This window comes from Nocardioidaceae bacterium SCSIO 66511 (assembly GCA_023100825.1).
Lineage (GTDB): Bacteria > Actinomycetota > Actinomycetes > Propionibacteriales > Nocardioidaceae > Solicola.
Map to the genome: position 1 here is coordinate 3,538,321 of CP095846.1, position 17,927 is coordinate 3,556,247.

General features: G+C 67.3%; 23 protein-coding genes. 13 read left to right on the plus strand and 10 right to left on the minus strand.

Annotated elements, in window-relative coordinates; genetic code table 11:
• Window positions 1–20: 20 nt before the first annotated feature.
• Both MU582_16690 and MU582_16695 read left to right on the plus strand, forming a co-directional pair.
• The gene (locus tag MU582_16690; GenBank protein UPK74058.1) at window positions 21–1,166 is read left to right on the plus strand and encodes an Mrp/NBP35 family ATP-binding protein; all 1,146 of its coding nucleotides are present in this window, start codon (window positions 21–23) and stop codon (window positions 1,164–1,166) included.
• An 18-nt stretch (window positions 1,167–1,184) separates the two neighbouring features.
• Entirely contained in the window at window positions 1,185–1,544 is a 360-nt protein-coding gene (locus MU582_16695) for a sec-independent translocase (protein ID UPK74059.1), read from the plus strand.
• An 89-nt stretch (window positions 1,545–1,633) separates the two neighbouring features.
• Here the strand turns inward: MU582_16695 and MU582_16700 are convergent, their stop codons facing one another.
• Window positions 1,634–2,878: a zf-HC2 domain-containing protein gene (locus tag MU582_16700; GenBank protein UPK74060.1), complete on the minus strand. Its 1,245-nt coding sequence runs from the start codon at window positions 2,876–2,878 to the stop codon at window positions 1,634–1,636.
• Complete coding sequence (gene sigE / locus MU582_16705; GenBank protein ID UPK74061.1) at window positions 2,875–3,471, minus strand: RNA polymerase sigma factor SigE; 597 nt, start codon at window positions 3,469–3,471, stop codon at window positions 2,875–2,877. Before sigE ends, MU582_16700 begins: the two co-directional genes overlap by 4 nt.
• Window positions 3,472–3,688: 217 nt before the next feature.
• Between sigE and MU582_16710 the strand changes: the two genes are divergently transcribed.
• Window positions 3,689–4,315 carry an O-methyltransferase gene (locus MU582_16710; GenBank protein UPK74062.1) on the plus strand — a complete coding sequence of 209 codons (627 nt, stop codon included), beginning with the start codon at window positions 3,689–3,691 and terminating at the stop codon, window positions 4,313–4,315.
• A 31-nt stretch (window positions 4,316–4,346) separates the two neighbouring features.
• Here the strand turns inward: MU582_16710 and MU582_16715 are convergent, their stop codons facing one another.
• The gene (locus tag MU582_16715; GenBank protein ID UPK74063.1) at window positions 4,347–4,808 is read right to left on the minus strand and encodes a DUF1992 domain-containing protein; all 462 of its coding nucleotides are present in this window, start codon (window positions 4,806–4,808) and stop codon (window positions 4,347–4,349) included.
• 131 nt (window positions 4,809–4,939) lie between these two features.
• Here MU582_16715 and MU582_16720 point away from each other — a divergent pair, with 131 nt between their 5' ends.
• Window positions 4,940–5,569, plus strand: coding sequence for a C39 family peptidase (locus tag MU582_16720; protein UPK74064.1), 630 nt, complete (start codon window positions 4,940–4,942; stop codon window positions 5,567–5,569).
• Window positions 5,570–5,579: 10 nt separating this feature from the next.
• Here MU582_16720 and MU582_16725 read toward each other — a convergent pair whose 3' ends face one another.
• Window positions 5,580–5,924, minus strand: coding sequence for a hypothetical protein (locus MU582_16725; GenBank protein UPK74065.1), 345 nt, complete (start codon window positions 5,922–5,924; stop codon window positions 5,580–5,582).
• A 4-nt stretch (window positions 5,925–5,928) separates the two neighbouring features.
• Window positions 5,929–6,093: a DUF3117 domain-containing protein gene (locus MU582_16730; protein ID UPK74066.1), complete on the minus strand. Its 165-nt coding sequence runs from the start codon at window positions 6,091–6,093 to the stop codon at window positions 5,929–5,931.
• Between the two features lie 180 nt (window positions 6,094–6,273).
• On the opposite strand from MU582_16730, the gene MU582_16735 reads away from it, so the two are divergent.
• Complete coding sequence (locus MU582_16735; protein UPK74067.1) at window positions 6,274–7,074, plus strand: enoyl-CoA hydratase-related protein; 801 nt, start codon at window positions 6,274–6,276, stop codon at window positions 7,072–7,074.
• Window positions 7,075–7,083: 9 nt separating this feature from the next.
• Here MU582_16735 and MU582_16740 read toward each other — a convergent pair whose 3' ends face one another.
• Together MU582_16740 and MU582_16745 are read right to left on the minus strand one after the other, a co-directional pair.
• Window positions 7,084–7,827 (minus strand): DUF2817 domain-containing protein, encoded by a 744-nt coding sequence (locus MU582_16740; GenBank protein ID UPK74068.1) that lies wholly within the window; start codon window positions 7,825–7,827, stop codon window positions 7,084–7,086.
• 28 nt (window positions 7,828–7,855) lie between these two features.
• A complete protein-coding gene (locus tag MU582_16745; protein ID UPK74069.1) occupies window positions 7,856–8,176 on the minus strand; it encodes a DivIVA domain-containing protein in 321 nt (106 codons plus the stop codon).
• 33 nt (window positions 8,177–8,209) lie between these two features.
• Between MU582_16745 and folP the strand changes: the two genes are divergently transcribed.
• Window positions 8,210–9,073, plus strand: a complete 864-nt coding sequence (gene folP, locus MU582_16750) for a dihydropteroate synthase (GenBank protein ID UPK74070.1) — start codon at window positions 8,210–8,212, stop codon at window positions 9,071–9,073.
• Between the two features lie 114 nt (window positions 9,074–9,187).
• Here the strand turns inward: folP and MU582_16755 are convergent, their stop codons facing one another.
• Entirely contained in the window at window positions 9,188–9,937 is a 750-nt protein-coding gene (locus MU582_16755) for a TIGR00730 family Rossman fold protein (GenBank protein ID UPK74071.1), read from the minus strand.
• 55 nt (window positions 9,938–9,992) lie between these two features.
• Window positions 9,993–11,051, minus strand: a complete 1,059-nt coding sequence (gene dapE / locus MU582_16760) for a succinyl-diaminopimelate desuccinylase (protein UPK74072.1) — start codon at window positions 11,049–11,051, stop codon at window positions 9,993–9,995.
• Here dapE and MU582_16765 point away from each other — a divergent pair.
• From MU582_16765 to MU582_16785, 5 genes are all read left to right on the plus strand, one after another.
• Complete coding sequence (locus MU582_16765) at window positions 11,050–11,205, plus strand: hypothetical protein (GenBank protein ID UPK74073.1); 156 nt, start codon at window positions 11,050–11,052, stop codon at window positions 11,203–11,205. The genes dapE and MU582_16765 overlap by 2 nt on opposite strands.
• Window positions 11,202–12,344 carry a sensor histidine kinase gene (locus MU582_16770; protein ID UPK74074.1) on the plus strand — a complete coding sequence of 381 codons (1,143 nt, stop codon included), beginning with the start codon at window positions 11,202–11,204 and terminating at the stop codon, window positions 12,342–12,344. Before MU582_16765 ends, MU582_16770 begins: the two co-directional genes overlap by 4 nt.
• Window positions 12,341–13,006, plus strand: coding sequence for a response regulator transcription factor (locus MU582_16775; protein ID UPK74075.1), 666 nt, complete (start codon window positions 12,341–12,343; stop codon window positions 13,004–13,006). Before MU582_16770 ends, MU582_16775 begins: the two co-directional genes overlap by 4 nt.
• A gap of 270 nt (window positions 13,007–13,276) precedes the next feature.
• On the plus strand, window positions 13,277–14,200 hold the full coding sequence (locus tag MU582_16780) for an ABC transporter ATP-binding protein (GenBank protein ID UPK74076.1): 924 nt from the start codon (window positions 13,277–13,279) through the stop codon (window positions 14,198–14,200).
• Window positions 14,193–15,035: an ABC transporter permease gene (locus tag MU582_16785; GenBank protein UPK74077.1), complete on the plus strand. Its 843-nt coding sequence runs from the start codon at window positions 14,193–14,195 to the stop codon at window positions 15,033–15,035. Before MU582_16780 ends, MU582_16785 begins: the two co-directional genes overlap by 8 nt.
• A gap of 81 nt (window positions 15,036–15,116) precedes the next feature.
• Here MU582_16785 and MU582_16790 read toward each other — a convergent pair whose 3' ends face one another.
• Window positions 15,117–15,800: a hypothetical protein gene (locus MU582_16790; protein UPK74078.1), complete on the minus strand. Its 684-nt coding sequence runs from the start codon at window positions 15,798–15,800 to the stop codon at window positions 15,117–15,119.
• Between the two features lie 67 nt (window positions 15,801–15,867).
• On the opposite strand from MU582_16790, the gene dapD reads away from it, so the two are divergent.
• Together dapD and MU582_16800 are read left to right on the plus strand one after the other, a co-directional pair.
• On the plus strand, window positions 15,868–16,812 hold the full coding sequence (gene dapD, locus MU582_16795; GenBank protein UPK74079.1) for a 2,3,4,5-tetrahydropyridine-2,6-dicarboxylate N-succinyltransferase: 945 nt from the start codon (window positions 15,868–15,870) through the stop codon (window positions 16,810–16,812).
• Between the two features lie 10 nt (window positions 16,813–16,822).
• Window positions 16,823–17,803 (plus strand): hypothetical protein, encoded by a 981-nt coding sequence (locus MU582_16800; GenBank protein UPK74080.1) that lies wholly within the window; start codon window positions 16,823–16,825, stop codon window positions 17,801–17,803.
• Window positions 17,804–17,927 lie beyond the last annotated feature (124 nt).

The window sequence follows — 17,927 nt, forward strand, 5'->3', positions numbered from 1 at the left end:
CGCGCCCGTAGCATCGAGACATGGCAGCAATCACCGAGGCTGCGGTACGCGAGACACTCGCGTCCGTCAACGATCCCGAGATCAAGCGACCGATCACCGAGCTCGGCATGGTCGACGAGGTGAACGTCGACGGCGGCACCGTGACCGTACGTGTGCTGCTCACCGTGGCGGGATGTCCGATGAAGGCGACGATCACCAACGACGTGACCGAGGCCCTGACTCGGCTCGACGGCGTCGACGACGTACAAGTCGACCTCGGGGTGATGTCGGAGGAGCAGCGCAAGGGACTCCAGGAGACGCTGCGCGGCGGCAAGTCCGAGCGCGAGATCCCGTTCGCGCGTCCCGACTCCCTCACCAAGATCTATGCGATCGCATCCGGTAAGGGCGGTGTCGGCAAGTCCTCGGTGACCGTCAACCTCGCACTCGCGATGGCCGAACAGGGTCTCAAGGTCGGCATCGTCGACGCCGACATCTACGGCCATTCCGTCCCCGACATGCTCGGTGTCGGTGACCAGCGTCCGACGCAGGTCGAAGACATGATCATGCCCGTGCCCGTGCACGGCCTGAAGGTCATCAGCATCGGCATGCTCAAACCGCGTAAGGATCAGGTCGTCGCTTGGCGCGGCCCGATGCTCGACCGCGCACTCGTACAGATGCTGAGCGATGTGTACTGGGGCGACCTCGATGCCCTGCTGCTCGACCTGCCCCCGGGCACCGGTGACGTGGCGATCAGCCTCGGCCAGCACCTCGCGAACGCCGAGGTCATCGTCGTCACCACCCCGCAGCAGGCCGCGGCTTCGGTCGCCGAACGCGCAGGCACGATGGCATCGATGATGCATCAGCGTGTCGTCGGCGTCGTCGAGAACATGTCGTACCTCGAGCACCCGAGCAACCCCGGCGAGCGCATCGACGTGTTCGGCAGCGGCGGCGCAGAGACCGTCGCGTCGACGCTCAGTGAGCGTTTCGGCTACGACGTTCCGGTGCTCGCACATGTGCCCCTCGACCCCCGACTTCGCGAGGGCGGCGACAACGGGAAGCCGATCGTACTCACCGAGCCCGATTCGACCGCCGCTCGCGAACTCACCGACGTCGCGAAGGGTCTCAGCGGGCGTTCCCGCGGGCTCGCCGGAATGCAACTGGGCCTCTCTCCGGCCAGCAGCCTCTGATCTGACGGGACGGCGACGATGTTCGATATCGGACCTGCGGAGATCCTGGTCGTCGCCATCGTCGCCATCGTGGTGTTCGGCCCGGACAAACTGCCGCAGTTCGCACGGCAGGCGGGCCGGTTCCTGCGTACGGCGAGACGCATGATGGACGACGCCAAATCCGATCTGGCCGCCGAGATGGGCGACGACTTCGACGGCCTCAAGGATCTCAACCTGCGCGAGCTCGATCCGCGCGAGATCGTCCGCCGCAACGTGATCGAGGCGATGGACTCAGACGACGACGATCCCGATCCCGGGCCCGAGGCACCGCGCAAACGCCGTGGTCATCGGCCACTCGGCATCGGTGAGCGCCCGCCGTACGACTCCGAGGCCACGTAGACCCGCCCCCGAAGTTCGGTGCGAATTGCACCACGTACGCCGCGAAGCACGGTGCAATTCGCACCGAACTTCATCCCCGGGGGCGGTCACTACGGTGCGACCCAGGACCCCATCTGCCGCAGACCGCTCTCGACCCGGTCGACGGCGCCGTTCTCGATCCGCTCGTGCGGGAGCTCCTCGAAGGCGGCGCGAAGCCTGCGCGGGTCGGCATCGGTGACGACCGTGTAGACGACGCCGCCGGCCGACCAGACGGCGATGTTCGGATCGCCCGTACGTACCCAGACCGCGGCGCCGCCGAGCTTGCGCCGCTCGAACCCGGCGAGGCCGGACTGGTCGAGCGTGCCCCGCTGCTCGTACACGGCGAGCCGACTGAGCCCGTCGCTGTAGGTGAGTCGTACGACATTGTCGGCGCCGAGGTCGACCCAGTGTCCGCGGATTCGCCCCATATCGCGCGCGAGCAGATCGTGACACGCCCAACCGGACTTCGTGAGCGTATCCATCGTTCGCGCGCTGATCGGAGTGACAGTCGCATCGTCGTCTCCGAGGGAGGCGGCGGTTCGCGTATCGAAGTCGCGGCTGTCGACCACCGCGCCGTCATCGCCGTACAGCAATCGGCGCAGCAGCTGTCCGGTCGAAGCGTCCAGCCAGAAGACGGCTGCGACCCGACCGCCACGGGACGCGCGCACCTCAACCGCCTGCCGCCCGTCGATCCGGCCGGACGTACCGGTCGTGATGCGGTAGTTGCGGATCAGCTGGTCGAGGTAACTCGAGTCTCCCGAGGCATCACGCAACAGCTCGACGGCGTCCTCGTCATCGGCGGCAACTCTCGAGCGCCGGTCGGCCAGCAGCGACGACGATGCCACCTCGACGGTGTCGACCGCCGCAGGAGCGGCCACTCGGTCGCCGCCTGAGCGCAGCTTGGGCGCCGATTCGTTGAAGTCGGCCGCGAAGCGTTCGACCGGCGGGCGCACGGCACCCTGACCCGGATCGGCAGGAGCGCCGATGATGTACGCGAGTGCGGTCACCGTCACCGTCGCACCCGAGACCGCGACGAGGGCGAGAAAGGCGCTGGACCTCAGGCAGCGGTCCAGCCAGCCCGAGGATCGGGGTTCCGGGACGGCCGCGAGTCGTTGTACGTCGGAAAGCGAGGCGAGTAGGTGGTCAGGGGCGCGTACCTCACCGAGCGTGGTCATCCGCGACTTCAGGAGCCGCTGCTCGCGTACGTTTCGCCGGCATTCGTCACATTGTGCGACGTGGGCCTCAGCAATGCGACGCTCGTCGTCCGGCAGCTGGCCGTCGACAAACGCCGCGATGCGATCACCCAGATGTGTCATTGGGCTCCTGTTGGCACCGCGTCCAACGGCCCGGCGAACCGCGTGCGGCCGACGCCTGGTGCGCGGTGCGCAAGCGCGCGCCGCAGCTGCTGGCGGCCACGATGGATCCGGGAGCGGACCGTGCCGAGCTTCACGCCGAGCGTATCGGCGATCTCCTCATATGACAGTCCCTCCATGTCACACAGCACGACCGCTACCCGGAAGTCCTCCGAGAGCGACGCCAGCGCCTCTTCCACATCGGGGTCGAGGTTGGCGTCGTAGACGGCATACTCAGGCGACGGGTCAGAGCCGGCGAACCGCTCCTCCGCACCGTCGGCGAAGCCGTCGAAACGGAACTTCTGACGCCGGCGAACACGGTCGAGGAACAAGTTGGTGGTGATGCGGTGGAGCCAGCCCTCGAACGACCCCGGAACGAAGCTGTCGAGCGAGCGGAACACCCGGATGAAAACCTCCTGCGTGAGGTCCTCGGCATCGTGCTTGTTGCCGGTGAGGCGGTACGCGAGCCGGTAGACACGTGTCGAGTGCTGCTCGACGATCTCTGCCCATTCGGCCACGGTCGACTCCTCGGCGACAGTCTGCTCGGTGCTCGTCATGACGGTGCTCCTTAACCCCTGAGTTACCGGATCACCATCGTGTCTGTCTCACCTGAGAGAACGCCCAGAAATGGATGACCGTTCCCCAAGAGGGCACAGGGAGCGGAAATCGCCGGATCGTCGGCGTCGTCGCAACGGCCACCTCCGGCAGCGGCCCGGCGCGAGGCACTAGGCTGACCCAGAGGATCACACGAAGGAGCCGACCATCGCTACCGAGATGACACCCCAGAGTTGGGCGTACGCCGAGACGTACCTCGATGAGGACGAACACATCGCGGCCGCGCGCATCCGTGCCGCCGAGGTCGGCGTGAGCCCGATCGGGTCGGGCGGCGGCTCGGTCCTCACCTTCCTCGCCTCGCTCACCGGCGCGCAGTCCGTCGTCGAGATCGGCACCGGCACCGGCGTGTCGGGGCTTTGGCTGCTGCGCGGAATGCGCGCCGACGGCGTACTCACCTCCGTCGACATCGAGGCCGAGCACCAACGGCTGGCCCGAGAGGCGTTCACCGACGCGGGCATACCGTCCCAGCGGTACCGCCTCATCTCGGGCTCCGCGCTCGAGGTCCTCCCGCGGCTCACCGACGGCCACTACGACCTGATCTTCGTCGATGCCGCCAAGGCCGAGTACGTCGGCTACCTCGACGAGGCCTCCCGCCTCCTGCGTCCGGGGGGCGTCGTGGCGTTCGACAACGCCCTGTGGGGCGGTCGGGTCGCCGATACGGCACAACGTGACGCCGCTACGACCACGATTCGAGAGCTCGGCCGTACCGTCCGCGATGACGAGCGGTTCGTCTCGGTGCTCCTCCCGGTCAGCGACGGCCTGCTGGTCGCGCAGAAGGCCCACTGACGGCCGGTCACCCGCCTCGACGCGGTTCGCTCTAGCGGCGACGCCACCAGCGGCGCTTCGGCGGCGCGGCTTCGGCCGGCTCGTCGCGGCCGAGCTCGCGGGCGCGACGTAACTCCGCCCACCTGGCGACCATGTCGTCGACGTCGACGAGCGGTGCGATGACCTGCGGGATGCCCGAGGGGGCGGGCCGCAGACGGTCCTGTTTGACCCTCCGGTTGAAGTCGTCGAGCACCTCGCGCACCGTGTGCTCGCGGGGGATGTCGGCGAGCGACGCCGGGAACCCTTCGGCCTCTTTGCGCAACTGCACGGCGCTCGGGAGAACGGCCGACATGTCGAGCCGTTCGCGTTCGATCAGTCCCTTGACCCACCAGTCGGGGTCTTCGGTGCTGGTGAGGTTCAGCGGCTTGCCGGCGCCCGGCAGATCGTCGAACGCGCCCCGATTCTGCGCGGCTTGGATCTGTCGTTCGACGGCGTTCATACCCGGGTCGCTCATGGTTTCCACCCCACATCGTCGGCACATCCAGCGTACGCGCGACGCCGCACCCTGCGACAGCGACGGTTCGACCGGAGTACGAACGGGTAACTCCTGCACCGGAACCGATCGACCGCGACAAGGAGAGCGACATGAGACGTACAACCGCATTCGCGGCCGCGCTGGTCATGACAGCAGGGCTGTCCACCGCCGCGCCCGCAGCGCAGGCCGACTCGCCTGCCCCGGTCATCACGGCCGTCGAGGCCGCCGCGGCGTGGCACGTCATCCCGTTCGAACACCAGTGGCAGGAGACGGGCTACTGGTGCGGTCCCGCCGCGACCCGGGTGGCGTTGACCGCCGTCGGCCAGTACCCGTCGCAGGCTGACCTCGCCGGCGAACTGCCGACCGACGAGGGTGGCACCGACCACATCAGCCAGGTCACCAATGTGCTCAACAACCACGGCGCCGGCAACTACGTGACGACCGAGATGCCGAATGACCCGCCGACGGCCGAGCAGGAGCAGAAGCTCTGGGACGACATCGTGCGAACCGTCGACCAGGACCGCGCCGTCGTCGCCAACATCGTCGCGCCCGCGGGTAACCACCCTCCGGGCTACCCGAACGAGACGATCTACCACTACGTCTCGATCGTCGGCTACAACCCGGACACCAGCCAGGTGTACGTCGCGGACTCAGCGCAGTTCAGCCAGGGTACGTACTGGCTGGACTTTCATCAGATGGCGACGCTCATCCCGCCGAAGGGCTACTCGGCACTCGCCTGAACCGGCCGGCTCAGGCCTCGTACGTCGCCGAGGGCGCAAATCCATCGCCGCCCTCGGCGACGGCGACGATCGTGCACTCCTCGATGGAGATCGGCGATGTTCCGACGATCACCGAGCCCGGCGACTCGGCGGCCGTCTCCGAGAATGACTTCTGGAACGCTGCGCGGGCGGCGTCGGACTCGAAGACGTAGCAGCCCTCGAACCACTCGCCCTCTCGCGCCCGCCAGGTCTTGAACCGTAAACCGTCCATGCCGCTGAAGCGCTCGTGCGACGTGTCGCGTACGTAGGCGCGCAGACGGTCGAGCGTGTCGTCGGGCGCATCGGCAAGCGACCACCGAACATTCAGACCGTGCACGGCGTCAGCCGATGCCCTGCAACAGTGTCCCGAGCTCACCGGCCTCGTCAGCGTTCAGCTCGACGACCAACCGGCCACCCCCTTCGAGCGGGACGCGCATGACGATTCCGCGTCCTTCCTTGGTGACCTCCATCGGGCCGTCTCCGGTCCGTGGCTTCATGGCCGCCATGCGGTTACCCCTTCCGTAGTGACACGCGGCTCCCGGCGACAGCGGCGGGAGATGTGCGAAATGCCTCACACCATTATTCCCTATGCCGCTTTCGGCGGGAAACACTGCCAGGACAGTTGGAGTCGCCTGCATGCGGCAGACTCTTCGACAGAGCCCCGGATGTCATGCCAAGGAGCGCAGATGAGCGAAGTCGCCGACGCAGTCACCTATGACGTGAGCAGTCACGTCGCCACGATCACGCTGAATCGTCCCGATTCGATGAACAGCCTCACGGAGCAGTCAAGGGCAGAGCTCAAGGACGCGCTGCACCGGGCCTCGGCTGACTCCGAAGCGCGTGCCGTGGTGCTCACGGGCTCGGGTCGAGCGTTCTGCGTCGGGCAAGACCTCAACGAGCACGTCGCCCAGCTGCGCGATAAGCCGATCGAGGAGGTGTGGTCGGTCGTCGCGGCCGACTACGCACCCATGGCCACGGCTATCGCAACCATGCCAAAGCCGGTGATCGCTGCGATCAATGGCGTCGCGGCCGGCGCCGGGGCATCGCTCGCGTTCGCCGCCGACTTCCGGATACTCGCCGAGCCGGCCAGTTTCAACCTCGCATTCGCCAACATCGCGCTGTCGTGCGACACCGGCGCTTCCTGGACACTGCCCCGGCTGGTCGGCCACGCCAAGGCGACGGAGCTGCTGTTGATGCCGCGTACCGTCGGCTCCGCCGAGGCGCTCTCCCTCGGCCTCGCCACTACGGTCGTTCCGGTCGACGAGCTCGACGCACACGTACGGGAGCTCGCGCTCAAGCTGGCCGCGGGTCCGACGCTCGCGTACGCCTCGATCAGGCGCGCGCTTGCGTACGCGGCGACGAACAGCCTGGTCGACGCACTCGAGTACGAAGGTCAGAAGATGGCGCTGACCGGCGCCTCGAACGACCATCGTGCCGCCGTCGCGGCGTTCCTCGCCAAGGAGACGCCGAACTTCGAGGGCCGCTGACGCGCCGGATCAGCGGCGACGGCCGCCGACCGCGCGCAGCAGACCGCGCGGGGCGACCTTGGTGAGGTAGCGCTTCTTCGGCGACCTACCGAGCTCGACGGTGACCGCCGCACCGCTTCGACGCTTGTTGAACCATTGCGTCATCGTGCCGTGGCATTTGCCGCCGCAGCTGAACGACTTGCGCGGTAAGTGCAGGTACCTCGACAACCGCCGGGCGAGCTTCGAGGTCTTCGGACCCGATGAGTCGACACCGTGCAGCGGCTGGTGGAACGACACGACATAGCGAGGTTTCGTACGGCGCAGGAAACGCATCATGACGCGAGTCTCGCGTTCGGACTTGGGTCGCGGTCCGGATTCGTAGGCTCCGTCGAGATCCTTCCACCGCACCGGATAGTTGCGGTTCAGGTCGACGCCGTGCGCGTTCTTGCGGTGGTGTCGCCGGGCGCCGTCCGGATTGTAGGTGGGAACGACCCAGAGGTTGACGCCACGGATCTTGCGACCGTTGCGCAGACTCCAGAGGATGCGCCGTGGCGCCAGCTCATTGCCGTGCATCGCCGCCATGGCCACGACGGTCCGCTTGGCCTTGGGATTGCCGAGCTGCCAGGCACGGATGGGCTTGCCGTTGACGCTCTTGCCGATCACCTTGACTTTGACCACCGCGGGGTGAACCGGACCGCGAGTCCCTTCGTCTGCCGGCGCCGGAGCGCTCAGCGCCGTAGCAGCCAGTGCCATCACCGCTGTCGCCGTTGCCATTCGCCGAATCATCGGAACCTCCCGGTCATCAGGTTTCTGGATGAGTGCGCCCGGTCGCCGTCGGGTCGTCCGGGTCGTGCTCTGCCGGCGCGTCGCCGGACAGCTCACGTACGGACAGCTCCGCTCCGAGTCGGGCCAGCAGCGCGTCGACCTCCTCGCGGCGATAGCCCCTGAAGCCGATCGTGAACTCGACGTCACGCAAGTCGTCGGCGCGTAGTGCCCGGTCGGCGGGTAGCGTGACATCACGGCGATCGTCGTACGTCTGCGCCATCGTCAGCCCGCCGCGGGAGGCGACGACGAACGTCGCCGCGAGCACGGCGGCGATGATGATGCACAGGAACCACGTCACGCACCGATGGTGCCATGACACTCAGGAGAACGGATGGACCTGCGCGTAGGGAGTCTCGTCGTACGCCCAGGCGAGTACGCGGTGATGGCGATCATCAACCGGACCCCGGACTCGTTCTACGACGCGGGCGCTACGTACGCATTCGACGCCGCGTTGGAGCGCGTCGACGAAGTGGTCGAGCAGGGCGCCGACATCATCGACATCGGCGGCGTCAAGGCCGGCTACGGCGACGAGGTCGACCCAACCGAGGAGCTTCGTCGTACGGCCGGCTTCGTCGAAGCCGTGCGTTCGCGGCATCCGGACCTGCCGATCAGCGTCGACACCTGGCGTGGCGACGTCGCGCACGTCCTGTGCGGGCTCGGCGCCGACCTGGTCAACGACACCTGGGCGGGCCACGATCTCGAGATAGCCGCCGTCGCCGCGGAGAACGACGCGGGACTCGTCTGCAGCCACACCGGCGGGCTCCCGCCTCGTACAGACCCGCACCGCGTTGCGTACGACGACGTTGTTGCCGACGTCGTACACACGACGACCGCACTCGCCGAACGCGCGACCGAGCTCGGCGTCGATCCCGAGCGCATCCTGGTCGACCCGACCCATGACTTCGGCAAGAACACCAGACACAGCCTCGAACTCACCCGCCGTCTCGGTGAGCTCGTGGCGACCGACTGGCCGGTCCTCGTCGCGCTGTCGAACAAGGACTTCATCGGCGAGACCCTCGATGCTCCTCGCGACGGTCGGCTCGCGGGCACCATCGCCGCAACGGTCGTATCCGCCCTGGCGGGCGCCAGAGTGTTCCGTGCGCACGACGTACGCGAGACCCGGCAGGCGCTCGACATGGTCGCGTCGATCGCGGGCGACCGGCCGCCCGCGGTCGCCCGCCGCGCCCTCGCCTGAGCTCCGCGAAATACCACGGGCCCATAGGAAACCCCGCCGCTACGTAGCAAGTTTGCTACCGAGCGGCGACGAATTGCTACGGGCCCGTGGTAATCCACGTCCCGCCCGTACGCCCTACACCGCTGACGTGGTGAAGTGGCTCAGGGCATCGTCGACGTCGTCGGTGAGGTGGAACCGATCGAGGTCGGCCGGGGCGATCTTGCCGTCGGCGAGGACGGTGTCTCGTAGCCAGTCGATGAGGCCCGACCAGTACGCGGTGCCGAGGAGTACGACCGGGAACGACGTCACCTTCTGGGTCTGCGCGAGCGTGATCGCCTCGAACAGCTCGTCGAGCGTGCCGAGCCCTCCCGGCATCACGATGTAGCCCTGCGCGTACTTCACGAACATCGTCTTGCGGGCGAAGAAGTAGCGGAACGTGATGCCGACATCGACCCAGTCGTTCAGCCCCTGCTCGAACGGCAGCTCGATACCGAGTCCGACCGAGACTCCGCCTGCCTCGGACGCACCTTTGTTCGCCGCCTCCATCGCGCCCGGACCACCCCCGGTGATCACGGCGTACCCGGCCTCGACGAGCCCGCGACCTACCGCCTCGCCGAGTGCGTACGTCGGATCGTCGCGTTTCGTCCTCGCCGACCCGAACACCGATACGGCCGGGCCGAGCTCGGCCAACATGCCGAAGCCTTCGATGAACTCCGACTGGATACGGAGTACTCGCCACGGGTCCGTGTGCACCCAGTCGGTCGGTCCGCGCGAGTCGAGCAGCCGCTGGTCGGTCGTACCCGGTTCGACCTGCGCACGGCGCAGCCGCACCGGCCCGCGCTGATGCTCACGCGGCCGCTTCGGTCCCGGGTCGTGGTCTGTCATGACCGCAGGCTAACCGAGCATCCCGCACGAACTCGCCACCAACCGGCGCGCGTTCTCAGCTGAGCCAGTCACGGAGTCGCGACTCGACCCGACGCAGGTGCTCGACGGGTACGCGTTCATCCTGCTTGTGCGCGAAGACGGGGTCACCCGGGCCGTAGTTGACTGCCGGGATGCCGAGTGCGGTGAACTGCGCGACGTCGGTCCAGCCGAACTTCGGGTTCGCCTCTCCCCCGACTGCCTCGACGAACGCCGCGGCCGCCGGGCGGTCCAGGCCGGGCAGGGCACCTGGCGCAAGATCGGTCACCTCGAGCTCGAAACCGTCGAACACCTCGCGTACATGGGCGAGCGCTTCGTCGGCCGAACGGTCGGGTGCGAAGCGGTAGTTGACCGTCACCCGGGCTTCGTCCGGCACCACATTGCCCGCGACGCCCCCGCGTACTCCCACCGCGTTGAGCCCTTCGCGGTACGTGAGGCCGTCGATGACGGGCGTACGCGGCTCGTAGTCGACCAGTCTGGCGAGGATCGGACTCGCGGCGTGGATCGCGTTCGAGCCCATCCACGAACGCGCACTGTGGGCGCGTACGCCGCGGGTGATGACCTCGACGCGCAACGTGCCCTGGCAGCCTGCCTCGACGACGGCGTTCGACGCCTCCATCAGGATCGCGAAATCGCCCGACAGCCAGTCGGGGTGCTCCCGCGCCAGACGGCCGAGCCCGTTGTACTTCGCCTCGATCTCCTCGGCCTCGTAGAAGACGTAGGTCACATCGCGCACCGGCTCCGGCACCGTGGCCGCCATCCGCAGCGCGATCGCGACGCCGCCCTTCATATCGCAAGCGCCGAGACCATGCAGGAACCCACCGTCGAGCTGCGACGGCAGATTGTCGTTGACCGGCACCGTGTCGAGGTGTCCGGCGATCACCACGCGTTCGTCGCGGCCGAGGTCGGTGCGGGCCACCATCGTGTGCCCGTCGCGTACAAGAGACAGATGCGGCAACGGCGTCAGCGCTTGCTCGACCGCATCGGCGATCTCCGCCTCGTTACGACTCACCGACTCGATGTCCACCAGGGCAGCGGTGAGCGAGACGACGTCGGTGTGCAGGTCGATCGAGGCCATGGCACATTTCATCATCTGGGGCGACGTACTCCGCGCGGCGTACGCGATAGTGCACCTCCAGGCCGATGAAACTGCCGCACAGCTGAAATACCGTGACAGCGAAACCGGTCGTCGACGGGTAGACGACCGGTCCGAGCGAGGAGTCCACGCGTGAGCCAGACCGCGACCGAGCGCAGCGCCGTGCGTAAGTACTGGCCGTACGCCGCAGTTGCCGTGCTCACGTTCGTCACCTTGATGGGCACGATTCACTCCGGTGCCGGCCAGCCCCACAGTCGCGATGTCGACGCACTCGCCGTCGTGATCGCATTGGCCTGTCCACTCAGCCTGCTTCTCCTCCCCCGCTATCCGACGGCCGTGCTCGGTCTCGTGCTGGCTCTCTCGGGCGTGTACCTGGCACTCGACTACCCGTACGGCCCGATCCTGGTGAGCGCCGGCATCACGCTGATCGGCAACGTGGTCCGCGGCAACCGCATCGTCGGCTGGGTCGGCGGGGCCGTCTTGTACGCCGTGCTGGTCATCACGGCACATGTGTTGGGTGACGAGGACTGGTCGTGGCCAGCGGCCTTTGGCGTCGCGGCCTGGGTACTGCTGCTGCTCGTCATCGGCGAGTTCATCCGGGTGCGGCTCGAGCGAAGTGCTGCGTCACGGCACGCCCGCGCCGAGACCGAGCGCCGCCGAGCCAATGAGGAACGCCTACGAATCGCCCGCGAACTGCATGACGTGGTTGCACACCATATGTCGCTGATCAACGTCCAAGCGGGCGTAGCGCTGCACCTGATCGACCGTGAGCCCGAGCGCATCGCACCCGCACTCGAGACGATCAAGGCGTCGAGCAAGGAGGCACTCGGTGACTTGCGCTCGTTGATCGACGTCCTGCGCGAGCACGAAGAGGCGGCTCCGCGCCAACCGCTCGCGAGGTTCCGGTCGCTGGACACACTGATCGACCGCAGCGCACACGCCGGTCTGACCGTGAGCGAGCACGTGTCCGGTACGGAGCGCCCACTGCCCGCGGCGGTGGAGACGGCCGCGCACCGCATCATCCAAGAGGCGATAACGAACGTCGTCCGACATGCCGATGCCGACCGCGCATCGGTCAGTCTCGACTACGGTGCTGACATGCTGACGGTGCGCATCGATGACAACGGTCATGTCGACCCCGACCAATTGACCTGGGGCAACGGCTTACGCGGCATGCAGGAGCGCGCATCATCGCTCGGCGGCACGCTCGACGTCACCAAGGCACCGGCCGGAGGCATTCGGATCTCGGTGGCGCTGCGGACGGACGCTCGATGATCCGCGTCGCGCTGGCCGATGACCAGCTGCTCGTACGTGCCGGTCTGCGCGCGCTGCTCGACGCCGAGCCCGATATCGAGGTCGTAGGCGAGGCCTCGGACGGCGAGGAAGCCGTCGCACTCGTGCGCGCCGAACACCCCGATGTGGTGCTGATGGACATCCGGATGCCAGGCACCGACGGCTTGCAAGCGACCGGCGCCATCACCGCCGACGACGAGCTCGAGGGCACCCGCATCGTGATCCTGACGACCTTCGACCTCGACGAGTACGTCTTCGAGGCCATCCGCCTCGGCGCGAGCGGGTTCCTGGTCAAGGACACAGAGCCAATGGAGTTGCTCGCCGGCGTACGAGCGGTCGCCGGCGGAGAGGCGCTGCTGTCGCCGCGGGTCACTCGCCGGCTGATCGCGGAGTTCGCACAACGCAGCCGAGAGTCGGCTGTCTCCGCCGAGGTCGACCTACTCACCGAACGCGAGCGCGAGATCGTCGCCCTCGTAGGTCAAGGGCTGTCCAACGACGAGATCGCCGAGCAGCTCGTGGTGAGCCCCGCAACCGCCAAGACCCATGTCAGCCGCTCGATGATCAAACTCGGTGTACGCGACCGCGCCCAGCTCGTGGTCGTCGCGTACGAGAGCGGACTCGTCAAACCCGGCTGGACGGCCTAGCGCCCCTTCGGTTCAGTGGTCGATTACCAAGTAAACATGGTGAAACTCCACCTTGCATGGCAGATACGCCGTGCAAAGTGAGAGGCTGCCATGCCCGCTGGTACGTAAGCGGCGAGCTGTCGCCCGACCGAACACCACAGCGGGCGAATGGCGGCAGCCCGTACGTACCCCGATCGGCGTACGTGCGGAGCCTCCCCACGAGCGACGACGCGCACCCCCGTCGGACGCGACGATCGAGACGATCGTTCGCCACCACCAACGGGAGTCACCATGTCGACAACACCGGCCGTCGAGGTACGCGGCCTGTCCAAGCACTACCCGAACGGCGTTCGCGCCGTCGACTCGATCAGCCTGACCGTCGAGCGCGGCGAGGTGTACGGCTTCCTCGGCCCGAACGGCGCCGGCAAGACCACGACCGCGAGGATGCTGCTGGGGCTGATCAAACCGACCAGCGGGACGGTCTCGGTACTCGGCCGCGCACCGGGTGATCCCGAAGCACTGGCGCGTATCGGCGCACTGATCGAGGGTCCCGGCTTCTACCCGTTCCTGTCGGGGCGCGACAACCTGCGCGTACTCGCCCGGTACGCTGGTGTCGACCGAAATCGGATCGACGAGGTGCTCGAGGTCGTCGACCTGAGCGCACGCGCCCACGATCGCTTCAACGGGTACTCGCTCGGCATGAAGCAGCGGCTCGGCGTCGCAGCCGCGCTCCTGAAGGATCCGGACCTCGTCATCCTCGACGAGCCGACGAACGGGCTCGACCCGGCAGGGATGCGCGATATGCGTGGGCTCATCCGGTCGCTCGGCGACGAGGGGCGAACCGTCGTACTCTCCAGCCATCTCCTGCGCGAGGTGCAGCAGGTCTGCGATCGGGTGGGTGTCATCAACCAGGGCAAGGTGCTGACCGAGAGCACGGTCGCCGAGCTTCGGGGTGCCGCTGAGCTGCGGATCACCACCGACGAGCCGGTACGCGCAGCTCAGCTCGTGCGGTCGATGCGCGAGGTCGACGGTGTCGCAGTCGACGGCACCACGCTGCGCCTGTCCGTCGACGAGTCGTACACAGCAGCTGTCAACCGCGCCCTCGTAGGCGCCGGTATCGACGTGCTCGAGCTCCGCCGCGAAGAGCGCGAGCTCGAGGACGTCTTCTTCGAACTGACCAGCAACAACTCGACCAAGGAGCCCAGCCATGTATGACGTCATGCGTGCGGAGCTGTTCAAGCTGCGCAAACGACCGGCCGTGTGGACCCTGCTCGCCGCCGCCATCGTCTTGAACCAGATCTTCGGGTACGTCGTGCCGTACATGTCGTACTCATCCGGGGAGGAGAACGGCTTCATCGGCGACATACCCAGCTCGGCCGTGCTCGCCGGGATGATGCCCGACCAGATCAACTCCAACACGTTGGGCGCGTTCCCTGTGTTCGCCGGCGCGTTGGCCCTCGTGCTCGGCGCATTGGTTGCGGGCGGCGAGTACGGGTTCGGAACCGTCAAAACCCTGCTCACACAGCGACCTGGTCGGTTCACGACCATCGCCGGGCAGCTCGGGGCAGTCATCGTCGCGGTCGCGGCCGGCGTCGCGGTGCTGTACGTACTCGGGTTCGCCAGCGCGATCGGAGTCGGCATGGTCGAAGGCGTGGACCTGCCGTGGCCGAGTGTGCAGTCGGTGATCGCCGGTTACGCGGCCGGCGTACTCATCATGACGATGTGGGCGGTGCTCGGCATGGTGCTCGGTACCACGATGCGCAGCATTGCCCTGCCCATCGGGCTCGGAGTCGTGTGGGTGCTCGGCGTGGAGCTGCTCATCTCGTCGATGGCGTCAACGTTGTCCGTCCTCGAGTCGGCACGAGAGATGCTGCCTGGAGTGAACGCCGGCTCGGTCGTGTCACAGTGGCTCGACGCGGGCATGGGCGAGGCCCCGCCTGGAGTCGAGTCGGTGGTCTCCGTCGATCGCGGCCTGCTGACCATCGCGCTGTACGTTGCCGTCGGTGCCGCGGTTTCGGTGGTCGTCGCCAAGCGGCGCGATGTGGCGTGATTGGCGCGTTTTCCGTTTGTATCCCTCGCGCACAGCTACAAACCTATTGGAGCTATGCGTGATAGCTACAAAACGTCAGCGTCAGTCGGTGAAGACGCAGAACTCGTTGCCCTCGGGGTCGGCCATGACCGTCCAGCCGATCTCGGGGTCGCGGGCACGTAGCACGGTTGCGCCGGCGCCCTTGAGATCCTCGAGGGCGTCGGCGCTGTCGACCGTGACGTCCCAGTGGATGCGGTTCTTCACCGTCTTCGGCTCCGGAACGGCCGCGAAGTCGATCGAGTCGAAGGGCGCTCCCGGGATCTCGTCGACGTACGCGAAGTCCTCTTCGTCTTCGCGTCCCATCCGCGCGCCGAGGACATCGGCCCACCACGTCGCGATTCGTACCGGGTCGCGACTGTCGACGCCGATCTCGTACAGCCGGTACGCGGGAACCTGCTCGCGTACGAAGACGCACATCTCGCCGCCTTCCGGGTCACCCATGACCGTCCACGGCTGCCCGGACCACTCCGGCAGCACCGTCGCTCCGAAGCCTTCGTACTCGGCGACAGAGGCCGCGTGTACGTCGATGTGCACACGCTGCTTGACCGTTCGAGGCTCGGGCACCTGGTTGATCCAGACGCCGTGCTGCGGTGTCGGGCCGCGTAGCACGATGTCGTCGGTGTCGTATCGATACACGTCGAGCCCGAGAGCCGACGCCCAGAAGCCACTCATCCGCTCCGCGTCGGAAACGTCGATGACCAGGTCTTTGAACGTTGCGATCGGCATCACCTCAACGTACCTTCTCGACAGCCGATGCGCGGGCCGCTGGAGTCACCTGGGTAGCGTTGGACGCATGACCCAAACCTCCACAGCAGCCGAGTGTGCCTGGGCCTTCGGCATCGCGACCGTGACGGCCGACGGATCCGTGCTCGACGTGTGGTACCCGACGCCGCTTCTCGGCGCTCCCGAAGAGGTCAGTGAGCCGGCCGGTCTCACCGCTGCCGAAGGCGACGACGACGTTCGCCAGGTACGCCGGGTGGTCGTACGCACCGTCATCGACGACCTGACGGCGCCGCCGCAGGACGCGTACGACGCGTACCTGCGCCTGCATCTGCTGTCGCACCGGCTCGTACGCCCGCACGGCCAGAACCTCGACGGCATCTTCGGCGTACTCACGAACGTCGTGTGGACCTCGATCGGCCCGTGCGCGGTAGACGGGTTCGAGGAGACCCGCATGCGCGCGCGTGCGGCCGGCCAGCACGTCTCGGTGTCCAGCATCGACAAGTTCCCCCGCATGACCGACTATGTGATCCCGTCGGGCGTACGTATCGGTGACGCCGACCGCGTTCGACTCGGCGCGCATCTCGCCGACGGCACGACCGTCATGCATGAGGGGTTCGTCAACTACAACGCCGGTACGCTCGGCCACTCGATGATCGAGGGGCGGGTCTCCGCCGGTGTCGTCGTCGACGACGGGTCCGACGTCGGCGGCGGAGCATCGATCATGGGCACGCTCTCCGGTGGCGGCAAGCAGGTCATCAGCATCGGCAAGAACTGCCTACTCGGGGCGAACTCCGGTCTCGGCATCTCACTCGGCGACGACTGCGTCGTTGCCGCCGGTTGCTACGTGACGGCCGGTACGAAGGTCACCCTTCCCGACGGCAACGTCGTCAAGGCCGCCGAGCTGTCGGGCTCCGACGGCCTGCAGTTCTGGACCAACAGCCAGACCGGTGCGATCGAAGCACGTCCGCGTTCAGGTCAGCGCATCGAGCTCAACGCAGCACTGCACGCGAACTGACAACACCGCCATGTCCGCAGTCTCGCCGGCGCCGACGCGTCCTCGCCGTCGACTTCTCATCCCGCTCACCCTCGTCCTCGTACTTGTGGTCGGTGCCGGCGTCGTCGCCTGGCGTAGCGGCATCAACCCGCTCGCGCGTACCGACGTGTGCACGGTTGTCTTCGACGACGGCACCGACATCGAGCTGGACACCGAACAGGCCGAGAACGCGTCGCTGATGGCGGCGATCGCACAACAGCGCGGCCTTCCTGCCCGCGCAGTGTCGATCGCGATCGCGACGGCATACCAGGAGTCGAAGATCCACAACGTCGATCACGGCGACCGCGACTCCGTCGGGCTGTTTCAGCAGCGGCCGTCGCAGGGATGGGGCAAAGCTCGCCAGATCATGCGCCCTGCGTACGCGATCGGCGCGTTCTACGACGAGCTCGAGACGATCGACGGCTACCGTTCGATGGACCTGCACGACGCCGCCCAGGCCGTGCAGCGCTCGGCCGACGGGAGCGCGTACGAGCAGCACGAGCTCCCGGCACGATCCATCGCATCGGCCCTGACCGGCAACAGCCCGGCGACCTTCTCCTGCACCATCGACTCGCCCGATGACAGCGACCAGGCGGAGCGGCGCAACGGACTGACCGATAACGCACGAGCCATGCTGCGCGACGTCCGTACGGCTTTCGGTGACCTCCAGGTCGGCGGCTTCGCTCCCGGCGGTGTCGACAGTGGACATTCGGAGGGTTCTGCGCACTACGACGGACGGGCGGTCGACTTCTTCTTCAAACCCGTCAACTCGGGGTCCAAGCTCGCGGGCTGGTCCCTTGCCCACTACGCGGTCGCCAATGCCGACCGTCTCGACATCAAAACCGTCATCTACGACGACAAGATCTGGACGGCCTGGCGGTCCTCATCGGGCTGGCGCGACTACGACGCGCCGTCGGGAGCGAACCAAGCGACCCTTCGCCACCTCGACCACGTACACGTCGACGTCGCGTGAGGATGCGCGACCTCTAAGCCGCGCTTATACCTCCCTCGCGAATCTCCCTCTACTCGGCTGCGCTCCGATGTGATCGGATCGGTCCGGCGCGACGCGCGTCGACGGGACCGACCGACGGAAGGAC